The organism is Nostoc sp. DedQUE07, from assembly GCF_034530975.2.
Lineage (GTDB): Bacteria > Cyanobacteriota > Cyanobacteriia > Cyanobacteriales > Nostocaceae > Nostoc.
Window position 1 is genome coordinate 18,703 of the sequence record NZ_JAVRCC020000009.1, and the last position, 15,787, is coordinate 34,489.

A 15,787-nucleotide genomic window follows, 5' to 3' on the forward strand; every position below is an offset into this window, starting at 1 on the left:
CAAATTTCAAGTTAGAGAGGTATACAATCTAAGTTTAAAAGCCAGGTTTAAAGCCTGTTTTACTTCTGAATTCAGAAGGACTGAATTCTGCTATATAACTATTCAGACAGATGTATTTTGACTCCTGAATTAGTTTGACTGTAGGCAAATTCAAATAAACTAAACTTTTTAATTTTATGCTTCAGTTTCAACCTCCTGGCTTTGGGCATAAAGTCATTCATACATTCTTGGGGGCAATGGTTTACTATACCCAAACGAATGCACCTTGGACGATTGCTGACACTGAAGATTTACCTCCACTACTATTTCTCCATAACTTTGGTGGGGGAGCGTCTGCCTATGAATGGTCTAAAGTTTACCCAGCTTTTGCCTCTAATTACCACATTTTAGCTCCCGATTTAATCGGGTGGGGAGAGTCGGCCCATCCAGTGCGGGATTATAAAATTAGGGATTATCTCAGCACGATCGCAGAGTTTATCATCCAAACTTGTCGCCAGCCGGTGACAGTGGTAGCCTCATCTCTTACAGCTGCTTTTGCTATTCGCCTAGCTATTGTTCAACCCAATTTATTCAAAGCACTGTTTTTGGTTTCCCCTTCTGGATTTGATGATTTTGGACAGGGTGCTGGACGCAGACTTCCGCTTTCGGTAATCAATGCGCCTCTGTTGGACAATTTTATTTACATGATTGGTGCTGAAAATGAAATTGCAGTCCGAAATTTTTTACAAAGTTTTCTCTTTGCTAAGTCACAACGAGTATCTCAAGAGATGGTGGAGGCTTATTTAACCTCGGCACAACAACCTAATGCCAAGTTTGCTGCTTTAGCATTTTTGCGAGGCGATCTTTACTTCGACTTGAGTTTATATATTCAACAACTAACAGTTCCCACCGTCATTTTTTGGGGAGAAAAAGCACAATTTACCAACATCAAATTAGGACAACGCTTGGCAAATCTAAATCCAAGAGCAATTCGAGATTTTTATGCGATCGCAGATACCGGAATATTACCTCATTTGGAAATACCAGAAGTTTTCATTGGTTTATTGCACCGGTATCTTGGGTAAGTGGGCAGTAGGGAAGCAGCACTTCGGCTACGCTCAGTGACCGGGGAGCAGAGGAGAATAACTAATGACCAATGACAAATGACAAATGACAAATGACCAATGACAAATGACAAATGACAAATGACAAATGACAAATAACAAATGACTATTTAGAAAATAATTGTGCATTTAATGCTTTAGTAATGCGATCGCCAGAAGCTTCTAAGTGAGCTAAGGTGTAAACATCAAGGCTTTCGCCAAGTTGTTTGAGTTTGACATCAATGGCTTTTTGGAGTTGGCGCAATTTATACCAAGCCAATGTCCGACCATCTTCAGGTGTATTAGTAGTACCCAACATCATCTGTAACAAAATATTCAGATGCTCCCGTTGCAATGAACGCCGGATGCTCGAAATTGGCTTTGGTTCTCCGGGGGCAAAAATTTCTGTCCAGATGCCTGTTTGCAGGGTGTCGAACAGTTCTGGTATGGAAAGCGCTTCTCCAGGCAGAGTTTTTAATTCTATATCTTGTAACCGATTTAGGCGATCGCTGTCTAATAGCGATCGCAATATCATACTTTGAAAACTCAAAATGCGATCGTGAATTGGATAATCAAGGCGGTTATTAGGTGCAGAACTACCCCAGTCTCCCCAACGCGATGGTGCTAGTTGATTGAGCAATTGTGGTGAAAAGCTGAAAGCATCATCTGCAAATACATATTCTTGCAATTTTGTCAATGCTTGGCGTTGTTTTAAAAGTGAAACTGGTACAAATGCCCAAGCAGCATCATTACTGGTATGGAGACGCCGAAACGATTGTCCGCCAATGTATTTAGAAAGCAAAGTGGCGTTCCGAAAATAATATTTAAGTACTCTATTAAACTGAAGGCGTAGGTTACTATAGCTTTTGGCTTTCGATAGATAACCCTTATCAAGACGCTCCCACATAAAACGAGCATTATCCATTTGCCACTGCGAATACAGTAGCACATCACTACTCATATCCCAGACATTTGCTAAAGGATTAATGTCCCAGATATCTTCATCGCTTGCATAAGATAATTCTGGTTGAGGCGACGCTAGGGCTATCTGGTTTAAAAAACTTTTTTCTGATTCTGGAATAGTTACCTCCAGCGCTGTTGATGGAAATTTTTTATAACCATACTCAATTGCCCATTCGTCATAAGGCCCAATAACTCTTGGGAAATAGTCACCTTGCTGTACTCCCTGTGGTGCTATGTTCACAGGTACATAGTCCATCACCGAACCCACTAAACCTTTGGTGCGAGTGATTTCAGTATTATTTAATTCTTCTGGCGCTAACATGGTGCTGCCGTAAAAGTTGTGGCGCAAACCCAGAGTGTGCCCGACTTCGTGAGCGATGAGAGAACGCAAATATTGATGCACATACTCCTTCATCGTTTCACTACTAGATGTAGTGTTTGGCAACATTGACAACGCCAGCGCCCCCATAGCTGCTTGATTTGAAGATTCCATACCATAGCAGGACTCTGAGGAGAAAAAGTGAGCAGAGGAAGATGATGCAAATCTATCCAGGAATTTCTCCGCGTCTTCACGTCCTTTCGTTTTTTCTTGACATGAATTTGCTTCCATCAGTGCGTGATATTCTTGCTGAATTAAACGCACCATATTGGCATCCACAATGATATCTGCATCCAATATTTCCCCGGTGAATGGGTTGACGCGCATCGGCCCTTTGGCAAAACCTGCATCTAAAGAATTGAACCAGCGAATGGTGTTGTAATGTACATCTGCTGGTTTCCAATCAGCATCATCTGGCATTTGCTGCACTTCAATGGCATTTTGAAATCCAGCTTTTTCAAATGCTTTGTTCCACATCAAAACACCTTCACGAATCGCATCGCGGTATTCTAGTGGTACAGCATTTTCAATCCAATACACAATTGGTTTTTTGGGTGGAGATAAGGGAGCATCAGGATTGGATGGTTCTAGATGCCAGCGATTAATATAACGTACAAATGATTCGCGAGCATTATTATTAGAGAAATCTTGGAAAGCAGTAGTAAAATATCCAACTCTGTCATCGGCAAGTCTGGGAATATAACCATTGTTTTTTCTCAGTTGAGAAAAACTGTAGTGTACCTTTAGAGTGAGTGCCCTGCTATCGGGTACAGCGATTAAATTTGAGCCTTCTAGTGATGAAAAACCGTAAATCGAATCAATCTCTACGTTTTCTGGGAAGCTGTTAACATCACCAAAATATGATTTGCGTACATCTAAGCGGTAATCAGCTTGTAAAGAATATTTTAATAGAGGAGTTAATCCAGGTAAATCCTGCATTAGCAGTCCATTCAGGTCGAGCAGAATATTTTTACTTTTTGGATCGATAGTAGCTATTTCGAGTGAATAAAGGACTGAATCGCTAAATGAGCGAGCAAGCGATCGCTGTTCTGGTATATTATCTGTACGGAATTTTAAATTACGTACAACAAAATGCAATCGGTTATTTACTCGTTGGAAGTAAAAGATAAAATCAGAGAGAGGTAATCCACTATAAACCCCACTTTCCCCAACGCCTGATTCCAATGTCACTATAGCTAGATAATCTTTATTTAGCTGCTCTGGCTTAAGTTCTAAGAAAACTTTTCCCGAATCCTCGCTGCAATAAAGTGTGAAAAGTCCCTCTAGTTTATCTACCCGATTAACAATCCCATTAAATCGGCAAAAATCCTCCTTTTTAATTTCAGCAATATTCTTGTCAGCACTTGCTACGTTTTCAACTACTGGCAGTGTATTTAATTGCTGTACATCAATATTAGAAGTATTTGAAAGTTGGGTTGCTCCTGCATAATCATTTGATAGAAACAAGTTAGACAGTAATACTATACAAAATACTAATTTCGTTATCCAGTATTTCATCCTTTGGCTTTCCACCTGAAGCAGTTATCGTGTTAAGGAAAAATGTGGATTAGTTTGTCATCTGCAAGTCCTTCAAATATCTAAGGACTACCATATAAATCCACTTAGTCAGATAAACAATGTCTCTAACCTAAAAGTCTGTAAATATTAATTGTTATTAGTAGCTCTTTAGGAATTACCCATTAAGGATTTATGTCTTAAAGCAGATAATTTTTACCGCTAAAGATATATGTTTTTTTTACTTATATCTGTATTAAAAACCAAATGTAGCATTAAAAATGTATTTAGCGCTACATTTGACAGCCTAAGCAATATCAAGCATTTTTTATAAAAAAAGAGCAGGGCTTTTAAAAAAGCTGTTATTAAGCAAGTAAATCCTTTTTTCGGATGAATTGTGGAAATTTATGGTAATCTCAACTTTTTTCTCAGATGGTCAATTGGTTCTTCCCAATGGTCTTCAAAGCGGTAGCCCAACAGAAAATCAGCTTTCTTGCCTAGTTCTCGCCCTTTCTCCAGGTTGGCGAAAATCGCTTTGATTTGTTGGCGAGCTAAAATTGGATAGAGCAATCTAGCCAAGCACAGACTGATTTCAAGTGATTTACTGTAGTTTTGTGTAGCAGCAAAAGCAAGTACACCAATTTCTCCTGCATAAGTGGTGTCAAAATCAAGTAAGACATGAAAAATATCATGGGTAACTAAATATCGCAGAGCAAATAGATTACGTTTGGCAACGTCTTCTAGTTTAGGACTGATATTTAATGGTTTTAGTTGATTTATCCGCATCTGATTGGCATATTCTCGTCCAAAGGAGCCTTGAAGATATTAACTTAATTGGTTTAAATCAATTGCGGGATAATATCCTACTATTGGTTGTAGTTTGGAAGCAACTGTTGGAGAAACTTTAGTACCAAAAAACTCGGATTTAAGAATGGCAATATCACCCAAATTTTCTGAGTTTTTATAAGCCAGAATTGCTTTGAGTTGTTGTAGTTTTTTGAGCATAATACTTTTCCGTAATGGGCTAACAACAGTTGAGAGAGAGCCAGGGGTAGACTTTGATACAAAATTATCTAACATCGAATAACTGTTAAGGACAAAGTTAGGTGAATATGCCAAATAACAGACTAGAAATCTTGACAGATAAAAATAAGAAACCCTTGTTGTGACTAGTTTTTATAAATACAGGTGTAGCTTTAGTTGACGAACGTAGACACAAAGAGGCTTCCCGCAGAGTAACCTAACACCAAGAATCCTTGCTTTTGTTGGGGGTTTCACTTTGTTCAACCCAATCTACAAATATTGTATTTTTTCAGATCCACAAAAGAGCGTAAATAAGTTCTCTCTTCCCCAGGGTTGAATAAGCCTTTCTTTTTTATAACTAAGATATGCCTTTTGCTAGAAGGATGATTGCCTTTTTATAGTTAGTCTTTACTAGTACTCCAAAAAATAAGTTAATTGGCATGATAAATTTGGTTTCTAGGACGATTAGTCACATCAATTCCTTGCTTAAAGGACTTCAGATAAAAGGTTTTTTAGCTGTTGTCCTAGTTGGTTTTATAATGCTGACAACGAATGTTAGTGATGGGCAAAATGACAAGGGCTTAAAAGAGAGAGTTCGTGAACAGGTAGAGCAGAATGATGCTCAAAGACCGAAAACAGTAGGGCAGTGGTTTAAAGACGCTCGTGAAACAGAAGCTTCTCCTGGCGAACGACTTCAGAAGATTGGGCAACAGTCAGGAGAAGCCTTTAAAGAATTTGGATCTGGGTATGTAGAGGGCGCTCAAGAAACTGCTAGTGATGTAGGGGATAGTGCGGCAAAGGCGGGCAGAAATATCACAAACAAAGTTGCACCCTAAATGCGTCAGAATATCCTATTGGCAGCAAGTAGTAATAACTTTTCGCCAATAAATTAGTTACGCATAGAGACGTTGGTAATAAATCAACAAAGTCTTCAAATACTTCTTGGGTAACGCGCTTACTCTTCTTGATGAAAGATTATAGCGTTTCTCAGTTGCCTAAAATATAGGTCTTTAGTAGGGGCGCATAGTTAGCTATGCGCCCCTACTGCGTGTTGCATTCAAAATACCTCACCTCCATTCCTCTCCTACTTATACGGTGCAATTGTTATAACACTTAATAAAACAGTATAAATAAAGTGAACTATTAAGGCTTGTGATTTTTTATTTGCAAATGGTAAAGGATGCTTGATACAGGAATGTCTGCACCTTTCCATAGAAATAGCAAAAATGGCAATTGATGTAGTGACGTTTATTTATACCTACCCATCTAACTATCTTCAAATACAAGTGTATATTTTTTTACTAGCTGAAAAACACTTTAAGAACGGGTAAGTAACTGTTCAATAACTACTTAAAAACATGAAACAATGAGGAGATAGCTAAGACGGTCAGAAAAAAAGTAGATAGATAATTAATGATATGAAGCAATCTAAGAGTACACGAAAGCGGGGACTTATCTTAACGATCGCTGGGCTGAAGCGTTTACAAAGGGCAATTCTGGCTATAGAAAAGGTAGAAAACAATGGACATCGCTTCACTCTAGAAGATTTAGGCGATCGCATGAAGGTATCTACCAAAACTCTAAACCGATTATGGTCATTGAATACAGGCGTGGATCAAAAAACCTTGAAATTGTGCTTTAGCGCTTTTAACCTAGAATTATGCAGCGGAGACTATGCAATCCTGAGTGAGCCAGATCGTAATGAAGCTTCTCCAACTCTCTCAATGAGTTTAGATACAGGAGAAAGAAAATTATTTCCGTCTTTATCCTTAGATTCTCTTGCGACTCAACACCACAACCAGCTCGAAAATCTTTGGTCATACCCAGATGGGCCAGTACCTGTAGATTCCCCCTTCTATGTCGATCGTCCCCCCATCGAGGAACTTGTTTATCGAGAAGTAATTCAACCAGGCTGTGTGATCCGGATTCGAGCACCAAGAGAAATGGGAAAAAGTTCTCTTGTGCTGCGGCTGTTAGCCTTTGCCAAGATGCAAAGTTATCGCTCGGTGAATGTGAATTGTAACCAAATCGATTCAAGTTGTCTGACAGACTTAAATAAACTTTTGCGTTCTTTTTGTTGGCAAATTGCAACAGAATTAGGTATTAACCCAAAGCTAAATGAAAACTGGGATGAGGAAATAGGTTGTAAGTTGAGTTGCAGTTTATATTTGCAATCTTATTTGCTTAAGCAGTGCAAAAATCCAGTAGTTTTAGTGTTAAATGAGGTCGATCGCTTTTTTGAATATCCAGAAATTGCTCCAGAGTTCTTTGGTTTGTTGCGCTCTTGGTATGAAGAAGCACGACAAGATGGCAATTTGCAGAAACTCAGACTAGTGGTAGTTTACTCCACAGAAGTATATGTCTCGCTGGATATCAACCGTTCTCCATTTAATATTGGACTACCGATCCGTCTGCCAGAATTTACTGCCCACCAAGTAAAATACTTAGCCCTACGACATGGTTTAGATTGGACTTCTGATAACGAAGTTAAGCAACTGATGTCTCTTGTAGGGGGACATCCAGCACTGATTCGGATTGCTCTATATTATCTATGCTGTCAAGGAATGACCTTAGAAGAACTGATAGAAGATGCGATCGCTAACGGCGGTATCTATCGCTATCATCTATGGCGACACTGGGCAATCTTACAAGAAAATCCTAGTTTAGTAAAGGCGTATGTTGACGTTGTAGCGGCAAAGCAAAGTATTTCTCTCAATCCCATTGACGCTCATAAGCTCGAAAGCTTGGGTTTGATCGCTTATGAAAGCGATCGCATCCTACCGCGTTGTGAACTCTACCGTGCTTACTTTAGAAAACAACTAGGTGTTACTGAATTTGAATATGAATCATTGCAAAAACGTGCTTGAGAACAAACTGTCACAAACTCTTTTTCTGAGGTTCACGTAATGGCTGGCTTCCTTTAATCCCCTATCTTGCGATTCTCTAGGGATTAGAAACAAGGTTTGCAACGAAAAATAATTAATTGTTTGACCAATAAAGCTGATAATTCTCGATATAAAATTTTCCATTATTGGAAGACATTTTGAAAAAGAAGTAATAATCTTCTGGCTCCCAAATACCAAATTCTTGCTCTTGTTCTTGAAAACTAGCTGTCGAACCACTATTGGGGATAGTCATGCCAGCAGTTAGTGTTCTATTTTGTGCTCTCATTAGAAAAATTTCTAGCAGACAGAAACCCTGTAGTTCAGCAGAATAACGAATTTTGAAACGGATTTTTCCACCATTGCGTAGGGTCTTTTGAATAGAAAAATTTTCAGTTTTAACGGGATTGCCAGATAGATAAATGCCTTGACCTTGCGTTATTATATAACTTTGTCTTTCGTTGAATGAATTCACAAATTTTTCTTCTCCCAAAGAATAGAATTGATTGATATAATTGTATTATTAGCGAGCAAATAACTGTTTTTAAAGATGAGTTATTTCTGTGCTTCTGAATATCACGTTTGTATTTTCCAGCTATCTTCAAAAAAATGCAATGACAGTTAAGACAGTTAAGAAAATAATGAAAAACTGAATTATGCAGAGCGATGCCTGCGGCGGGCTACGCCAACGCAACCCGTGAAAATAGAGATTAACAATTCTTCATTTATGAAGAAGAGGGAATGGGCAAAGGGGAAAGGGGAAGGGGTAAAGGAATGGAATTTTTCCTTTCCCTTTAACCCTTTCCCCTTTTCAGTAATTACTAATAATGTTCGCAAACTCGCTATCACTGGATTTGCACAATTACAATAAAAATAACATCTATCCAGGGAAATAGCTTTTAACAATTATTCAATTTGGCAGCAGACTTTTAATTGCCAACTATTTCATTTGGCACTTGTCAAGCATTATTGTGGCTTTGAACGATCTTCTTTATGATTTTAAGACATATGTCTTCAGTAGGGTAAAACTCTAAATATACATTTGGTAACATTGCTTAAGAATAAATAAGTAATTGCAATTGAAATTAATCATGACATACACACAAACCAACGATCCAACTATTCGCGAACACGTTCAAGCTTGGCAAAACTTAAATGTAGATCAACAACTTGCTTTATTTTGGTTTATCTATAAAGAAATGGGGGGTTCAATTACTCCAGCTGCTCCGGGAGCCAGTACTGTTTCTCCAGAAATAGCCGAAGGTTTATTTAATCAAGTTAAGGAATTATCTCACGAACAACAATTACAAGTTCAGCGTGATTTGATTAATAAAGCGGATAGCCAAATTTCTCGTGAGTATGGCTCTTTGGGTGATACCACAAAACTCCTATTTTGGTATCGATTATCTCAAGGAATGGATGATGGGACTATCATTCCTGTACCTGGTGATTATCAACTTCCTTCCGAAGCTAAAGCTTTGTTTGGCAAAATTCAAGGATTAGAGTTTGAGCAGCAGATTACTCTTTTCCGCGATTATGTTTCGCCAATGGGTACTGAAGCAAAATCAGGTGCTGAAATTTAGAATTTTTGAGGATGGTTAAGGCTATCTATTAACCCAAGTTGCGGGTTATCAAGTACAAACTTAGTATTGATTGCGATCGCAATCAAATTCGCTTGCGGGTGGGATTGCTTCTTCGTTCCTCCTGTCTACGAGACAGTGTGCGATCGCAATAATAATTTAAATCGTTGCAAGACTTCCCAATCCTTTATAGGTACAGTAGGCTCAAAGGGATCTTCATAGTGAATAACTGTTCCCCGTAAAGAATAAAGTGGTGCGTTACACCAAGTGCGAACGCACCCTACCAAAACACTAAAAAAGTTAGGAATAAATAACTCCTAACTCTTGTACAGACGCGATTAATTGCATCTCTGCTTTTTACATTTACAACGCACAAGTCAACTCGCCGGCTTTTTGACTGAAGCGGTGATTCTCCCGATAATCTACGGGACAATCTATCACGGCGGGTACATCTTGAGCGAGGGCTTCTTTCAAAGTGGGAATCAAATCTAAAGCCGATTCAACTCGGTAGCCTTTTAAACCCATGCTTTCGGCTAATTTGACAAAATCAGGATTGCTAAAATGCACAAAGGATGAGTTTCCTTTGCCAAATTGATTTTCTTGCTTCCACTCAATTAACCCATAGCCACCATCATTGAAAATTATCGTCACAAAAGGCGTACCGACACGCAAGGCTGTTTCTAATTCCTGAGAATTCATCATAAAGCCGCCATCGCCTGTGACAGCAATAACTTTGCGCTTGGGATGAACCAGTTTTGCTGCTAAAGCGCCAGGAATTGCAATACCCATAGCTGCGAAGCCATTGGAAATTATGCAAGTATTGGGACTATGGCAATGATAATGACGAGCCATCCACATCTTATGTGCGCCAACATCAGAGATGACGATATCATCTGGGCCCATCACTTGGCGTAAATCATAAATTAACTTTTGCGGCTTGATCGGAAATCCGTCATCATGGGCATACTGTTCGTAATCAGCCCGAATCTCCGATCTTAAACTAATAGCAAAGGGATCGGGTTTGCCTTGTCTGTCTGCTAATTTTAAGATTTCATAGAGGGAATCTGAAATATCTCCCACAACTTCGGCGTTGGGAATATAACTACTATCAATTTCTGCCGGATTTACCCCAATATGCACAATCGGAATTTCACCATTACGATTCCATTTCTTCGGGGAAAACTCAATCAAATCATAGCCGATCGCAATTACTAAATCTGTGTTATCAAAGGCACAGGTAATGAAGTCTCTTTGCTGTAATCCCACTGACCACAAAGCTAGTTGATGTGTGTATGGAATCACGCCTTTACCCATGAAGGTATTGGCAACAGGTATATTCAGCAAGGTAGCAAATTGTGTTACGGCATCACTGGCATGAGCGCGAATTGCTCCATTTCCGACTAAGATTAATGGGTTCACAGCTTGGCAAATTGCGGCAGCTGCTGCCCGAATGCTAGCAAAAGATGCATAAGTTTTTTCGCTATTATCCTTACGCAAAGGTTTGCCTTCGACGGGCATGGCAGCAATATTTTCTGGCAAATCAATGTGAACTGCACCAGGTTTTTCAGATTGCGATCGCTTAAATGCTTTCCGTACTACTTCTGGTGTAATACTTGGTCGGACAATCTGCTTATTCCACTTGGTAACAGGTGCAAACATTGCCACCAAATCTAAATATTGATGGGATTCGATGTGCATTCTATCTGTTCCCACTTGACCGGTAATCGCCACTAAGGGCGCACCATCGAGATTAGCATCCGCTACCCCAGTCATTAAGTTGGTTGCTCCAGGGCCAAGAGTAGAAAGACATACTCCGGCTTTTCCGGTTAAGCGTCCATAGACATCGGCCATGAATGCTGCACCCTGTTCGTGACGAGTCGTAATAAATTTAATTGAAGAATGTTTTAGCGCTTCCAAAACGTGAAGATTTTCTTCACCAGGAAGTCCAAAAATGTATTCCACTCCTTCATTTTCTAGGCACTGCACCAATAACTCTGCTGTATTCATTTTATTTTCCGACAACTCTATTAACGAATAAGACTTTTGTTCTTTGTCATTAGTCATTTGTCCTTTGTCATTTGTCTTTTGTTCTTTGACTAATCGCTAATGACCAATGACCAATGACTAATGACCAATGACCAATGACCAATAACTAATGACCAATGACCAATGACCAATGACCAATGACCAATGACCAATGACCAATGACTAATGACTAATCATTTAACCCACACAGTTTTAACATTGACAAACTCATGTATACCTTGGATACTCAATTCTCTGCCATATCCAGAACGCTTGATGCCACCAAAGGGCAACCGAGGATCGGATTTGACCATACTGTTGATAAACACTGCACCAGCTTCGATTTCTTCAACCAAGCGATCGCTCTCTTGGTCGTTGGTTGTCCAAGCACTTGCACCTAAGCCAAAGGGTGAGTCATTAGCGAGTTTAATGGCTGCATCAATATCTGGAACCCGGAATAACAAGGCTACCGGGCCAAAGAATTCTTCTTTGGCAATTGGTGTGTCGGTGGGGATATCTATGATAATCGTTGGCGGATAAAAGTTTCCAGGACGATCTGATAAAGGATGTCCGCCGGTGAGGACTTTACCACCGCTGCTAATAGCACGTTGCACTTGTTGTTCTAAATCCTGGAGAATACCAGGAGTTGCCAGTGGGCCTAAATCGGTATCTGATTGCATGGGATCGCCAACTTTCAGCGCCTCAAATTTTTCTAAAAGTAATTTTTCAAATTTGTCTGCGATCGCATCTGCGACAATAAAACGTTTCGCTGCAATACATGATTGCCCGTTATTTAACATTCGTGCTGTAGTAGCTGTGACAACTGCTGTCTCTAAGTCAGCACTTTCTAACACAATAAACGGGTCACTTCCTCCTAATTCCAAAACTGTTTTTTTAATTTGTTTGCCGGCGGCGACGGCGAGGGATGCACCGGCTGGTTCGCTTCCGGTCAAGGTAGCAGCTTTTACGCGGTCATCAGCCATTAAATCGGCAACTTTGGCAGCGCCTATTAATAGAGTTTGAAACGCACCTTCAGGAAAACCTGCGCGTCGGATAATATCTTCAATTGCTAAGGCGCACTGCGGCACGTTGGAAGCGTGTTTGAGTAAGCCGACATTCCCCGCCATTAGGGCTGGTGCGGCAAAGCGGAACACTTGCCAAAAGGGGAAATTCCACGGCATCACTGCGAGAATTGCACCTATTGGTTGATAACGTACAAAACTGTGGCTGGCATCAGTTTTTACACTGACATCAGCCAAGAAATCAGGGGCGTGTTCGGCATAGTAGCGACAGACGAGGGCGCATTTTTCGACTTCTGCGATCGCCGCTTTAAATGGTTTACCCATTTCTAGAGTCATCAATTTAGCAAATTCTGCTTTGTCCTGCTCTAAAATATCGGCAGCTTTTGAAAGCCACTGCGATCGTTGAGAGAAACTAGTCTGACGATACTGTTCAAAAGTCCGATCGGCTAAATCGAGTTTAGCGGCAATTTCTGCATCATTGAGCGCCTCAAAGGTTTTAAGCGTCTCCCCAGTGGCGGGATTAATGGTGGCGATCGCCATTACCTGACCTCCCGTTAAAAATAGCTTCGGTAGGCTTCCTAGTGTTACACAGATCAATTCTGGAAGCTACACCCAAATTCTAGTCTTATAACCCAGAATTAGTTGCTTAATATTACAATTTTGCAATTATTTCTGAAATAAAATATACCAATTAATAAGTGTTAATAGTGAGGAATTCAATAGAAGTAAAGTTGCTATAATTTGCACAATTGAGGAATCAAGCCATGACTCAAGTCTTACGCAAAGTAGTTACATTCGATGAATTCGTTGCTAAATATCCAGATAACACAGGACAACGTTACGAATTATATGATGGAGTAGTAGTAGAGATGCCACCACCAACAGGCGACCATGAAGAGGTGATTGGATTTTTAGCTACAAAAATTACTTGAGAATATAGTCGCCTTGGTCTGCCATATGGTATACCAAAAACAGTATTAGTCAAACCACTTGAAAATGAATCAGCTTACTCACTAGATGTATTACTCCTAAATCTCCCTAATTTAGTTAATGAACCTCGGTGGAAAAAAGAATCAACTGTTACTCAAGCAGCATCAATTCCTTTAGTAATTGAGGTGGTAAGTACAAACTGGCGTGATGATTATCTGAAAAAATATGCTGATTATGAAGAAATGGGAATTCCTGAATACTGGATTGTCGATTATGCTGCATTAGGCGGTAGAGAATTTATTGGCAAACCCAAACAACCTACTATTTTGGTTTGCTCTTTAGAAGAAGGTGAGTATCGCGTTAGTAAGTTTCGAGGAGATGACCGCATCGAGTCGCCAACATTTCCAGAGTTTAATTTGACCGCAGAGCAAATTTTTCGCGCTGGCATAGTCAGCTAATTCGTAATTCGTAATTCGTAATTCGTAATTGCTAGCATTCTCAATTCATCTTTATAGGAGTATGTCACTAGATGGGTTACATAATCTAGACCTCAAAGCCCATGCCAATCCCTAAAGATTCATGATTGGAGCAATGATTGTTGGTACTGGTTGCAATTTTGTCTGATAAACCTTAACTAATCGCTCAATACCTTTAAAACGATAATCTCCCATTTCTTGGAAGTCTGAGGGTTGTGAAAGCATTGTATGGGTGGCTTCACTAATAACACATTCACTAGGGGGACAAACTGCTTCCATCCGAGCAGCAAGATTAATCGTTGCGCCTAATGCCGTATAATCTACCCTTTGGGAACTACCGACATCTCCCACCACTGCTTTACCGCTATTAATCGCAATCCGTAATTGCAGAGGTTCTAGCCAAAAACCATTGGCATTCAGATGTTCGAGACGAGTGAGCATTCCCTTGGCAGCTGTAACAGCGCGCTCGGCATGATCTGCTTGCGGTTCTGGAGCGCCAAAAAATGCCATAATACAATCGCCAATATATTTATCTAAAGTGCCACCGCAAGTAAACACTTCTTTTAGCATTTCTTCAAATAAATTATTTAATAGTTGAGCGATCGCAGTTGGTGTTAACCTTTCAGAAATTGCCGTAAAGCCAACTAAATCAGCAAACAAAATGCTGATCTCGCTCTCAGTGGGAGCTAAACGGCCACCCGGTAATCCGCCTACAGAGATTAACTGCTGTACAACTGCTGGAGAATGATAGCGTTCTAGTCGGTGACGAATCATCTCTTCAGTTTTGAGTTTTTCTACTAATAGCCAACGCTGCACGCTAGAAGCGACAAGGTTTGCTAAAGCGGAAAAAAAGCTCAATTCTTCTTCACCTTCATTTGCCCAATGATAAGAAGAAAAATTGGCATCGGCATACAGTACGCCCACAACTTTATTTTCATCCCATAAAGGCACTGCCATCGCGCTACGAATGCCTTTGACTAAAATACTCTGTTCGCTAGCAAACCGTTCATCCTGATGAGTATCACCGGTTTGAATGACGACTTTTTCGTCAAAGACTTTTTGACAGATACTACGACTAATCCAACTACCATCAGAAGGGAGATGTTTCTGCTGGGAAATATTTCTAGTGGCAGCATTCATTAATTCCAACTGGCCGCAACCATTGACATCAATTAATAATGCCAAGCGATCGATACTATCAAGATAACGAAAAACTACTTGCTGCACCTGAGAAAAAATCTCTTCTATAGATGCGGCTGCACAAAGATTTTTTGCTATGTCAACTAAATCTTTGAGACGGGCAATAGTTTTGTCCTTATTACTGATGTTGCCATCTTTGCTATCAGCTGCAATCCATTGCTGTTGTAATTGCTCAACATTATGAAGGATTGTTCTTTGCTCGTTAATGTCCGAAATTCCGGCATACTCATGTGTCGGTTGAGAAACAGGGGTTGTGAGCAGCACTACCAGGCTAACATTGCCCAGCCAAACAATATCACCATGATGTAACTCTTGGGGATAGTTAACCAGATATTTATTGACTTGCGTCCCGTTTTTGCTGCCCAGATCCTCAATAGTCCACACACCGTCAGCCGTTTTTACTAGGCGAGCATGGGTGCGGGATACTCCACCAAAAGGTAAGTACAAGTTACATTCCGGCAAACGACCAATTGTAAATACATCTTGGTCAACTGCGATCGTGGTTTCGGTATCTCCCTCTTGTAGGCGTAGCGTCAGTTCAGTCATGAGTGTGATAGATCCATCGAAGCTAGAGGTCAAGCAACTCTAAGGTAAGTTATACCCTACAGATTAACCTTCACCTTTTGTTTATGACACTGTTAACTGCATTCCGACAACTGTATGTGACAGAGATTACATTGAATGTTTTCCAGGAGGCGTGAAAAATCAAT

General features: G+C 40.0%; 10 protein-coding genes and 2 pseudogenes. 5 read left to right on the forward strand and 7 right to left on the reverse strand.

All coding sequences use genetic code 11. The features are described 5' to 3' along the window. The first annotated feature begins 176 nt into the window (after nucleotides 1-176). On the forward strand, nucleotides 177-1,064 hold the full coding sequence (locus tag RMZ95_RS09865; protein WP_322686834.1) for an alpha/beta hydrolase: 888 nt from the start codon (nucleotides 177-179) through the stop codon (nucleotides 1,062-1,064). 145 nt (nucleotides 1,065-1,209) lie between these two features. Here RMZ95_RS09865 and RMZ95_RS09870 read toward each other — a convergent pair whose 3' ends face one another. The 3 genes and pseudogenes from RMZ95_RS09870 to RMZ95_RS09880 all read right to left on the reverse strand — a co-directional run bounded on the left by RMZ95_RS09870 (nucleotide 1,210) and on the right by RMZ95_RS09880 (nucleotide 4,944). After that, nucleotides 1,210-3,942 (reverse strand): zinc-dependent metalloprotease, encoded by a 2,733-nt coding sequence (locus tag RMZ95_RS09870; RefSeq protein ID WP_322686833.1) that lies wholly within the window; start codon nucleotides 3,940-3,942, stop codon nucleotides 1,210-1,212. A 402-nt stretch (nucleotides 3,943-4,344) separates the two neighbouring features. Next, nucleotides 4,345-4,746, reverse strand: a pseudogene (locus tag RMZ95_RS09875) (Coq4 family protein); the annotation flags it as partial. An 18-nt stretch (nucleotides 4,747-4,764) separates the two neighbouring features. Then, complete coding sequence (locus RMZ95_RS09880) at nucleotides 4,765-4,944, reverse strand: hypothetical protein (RefSeq protein ID WP_322686832.1); 180 nt, start codon at nucleotides 4,942-4,944, stop codon at nucleotides 4,765-4,767. A 458-nt stretch (nucleotides 4,945-5,402) separates the two neighbouring features. Between RMZ95_RS09880 and RMZ95_RS09885 the strand changes: the two genes are divergently transcribed. Next, nucleotides 5,403-5,798 (forward strand): hypothetical protein, encoded by a 396-nt coding sequence (locus tag RMZ95_RS09885; RefSeq protein WP_322686831.1) that lies wholly within the window; start codon nucleotides 5,403-5,405, stop codon nucleotides 5,796-5,798. Nucleotides 5,799-6,380: 582 nt separating this feature from the next. Continuing rightward, nucleotides 6,381-7,829, forward strand: coding sequence for an AAA-like domain-containing protein (locus RMZ95_RS09890; RefSeq protein WP_322686830.1), 1,449 nt, complete (start codon nucleotides 6,381-6,383; stop codon nucleotides 7,827-7,829). A gap of 112 nt (nucleotides 7,830-7,941) precedes the next feature. On the opposite strand, the gene RMZ95_RS09895 is transcribed toward RMZ95_RS09890, so the two are convergent. Beyond that, entirely contained in the window at nucleotides 7,942-8,337 is a 396-nt protein-coding gene (locus tag RMZ95_RS09895) for a hypothetical protein (RefSeq protein ID WP_322686829.1), read from the reverse strand. A 598-nt stretch (nucleotides 8,338-8,935) separates the two neighbouring features. Between RMZ95_RS09895 and RMZ95_RS09900 the strand changes: the two genes are divergently transcribed. Further along, on the forward strand, nucleotides 8,936-9,427 hold the full coding sequence (locus tag RMZ95_RS09900) for an orange carotenoid protein N-terminal domain-containing protein (protein ID WP_322671374.1): 492 nt from the start codon (nucleotides 8,936-8,938) through the stop codon (nucleotides 9,425-9,427). A 360-nt stretch (nucleotides 9,428-9,787) separates the two neighbouring features. Here the strand turns inward: RMZ95_RS09900 and RMZ95_RS09905 are convergent, their stop codons facing one another. After that, entirely contained in the window at nucleotides 9,788-11,431 is a 1,644-nt protein-coding gene (locus RMZ95_RS09905; RefSeq protein ID WP_322671403.1) for an acetolactate synthase large subunit, read from the reverse strand. A gap of 212 nt (nucleotides 11,432-11,643) precedes the next feature. Further along, a complete protein-coding gene (locus RMZ95_RS09910) occupies nucleotides 11,644-13,011 on the reverse strand; it encodes an NAD-dependent succinate-semialdehyde dehydrogenase (RefSeq protein WP_322686828.1) in 1,368 nt (455 codons plus the stop codon). Nucleotides 13,012-13,235: 224 nt separating this feature from the next. Between RMZ95_RS09910 and RMZ95_RS09915 the strand changes: the two are divergent. Continuing rightward, a pseudogene (locus RMZ95_RS09915) lies at nucleotides 13,236-13,859 on the forward strand (Uma2 family endonuclease). Between the two features lie 111 nt (nucleotides 13,860-13,970). On the opposite strand, the gene RMZ95_RS09920 reads toward RMZ95_RS09915, so the two are convergent. Beyond that, the gene (locus RMZ95_RS09920; protein ID WP_322686827.1) at nucleotides 13,971-15,623 is read right to left on the reverse strand and encodes an adenylate/guanylate cyclase domain-containing protein; all 1,653 of its coding nucleotides are present in this window, start codon (nucleotides 15,621-15,623) and stop codon (nucleotides 13,971-13,973) included. Nucleotides 15,624-15,787 lie beyond the last annotated feature (164 nt).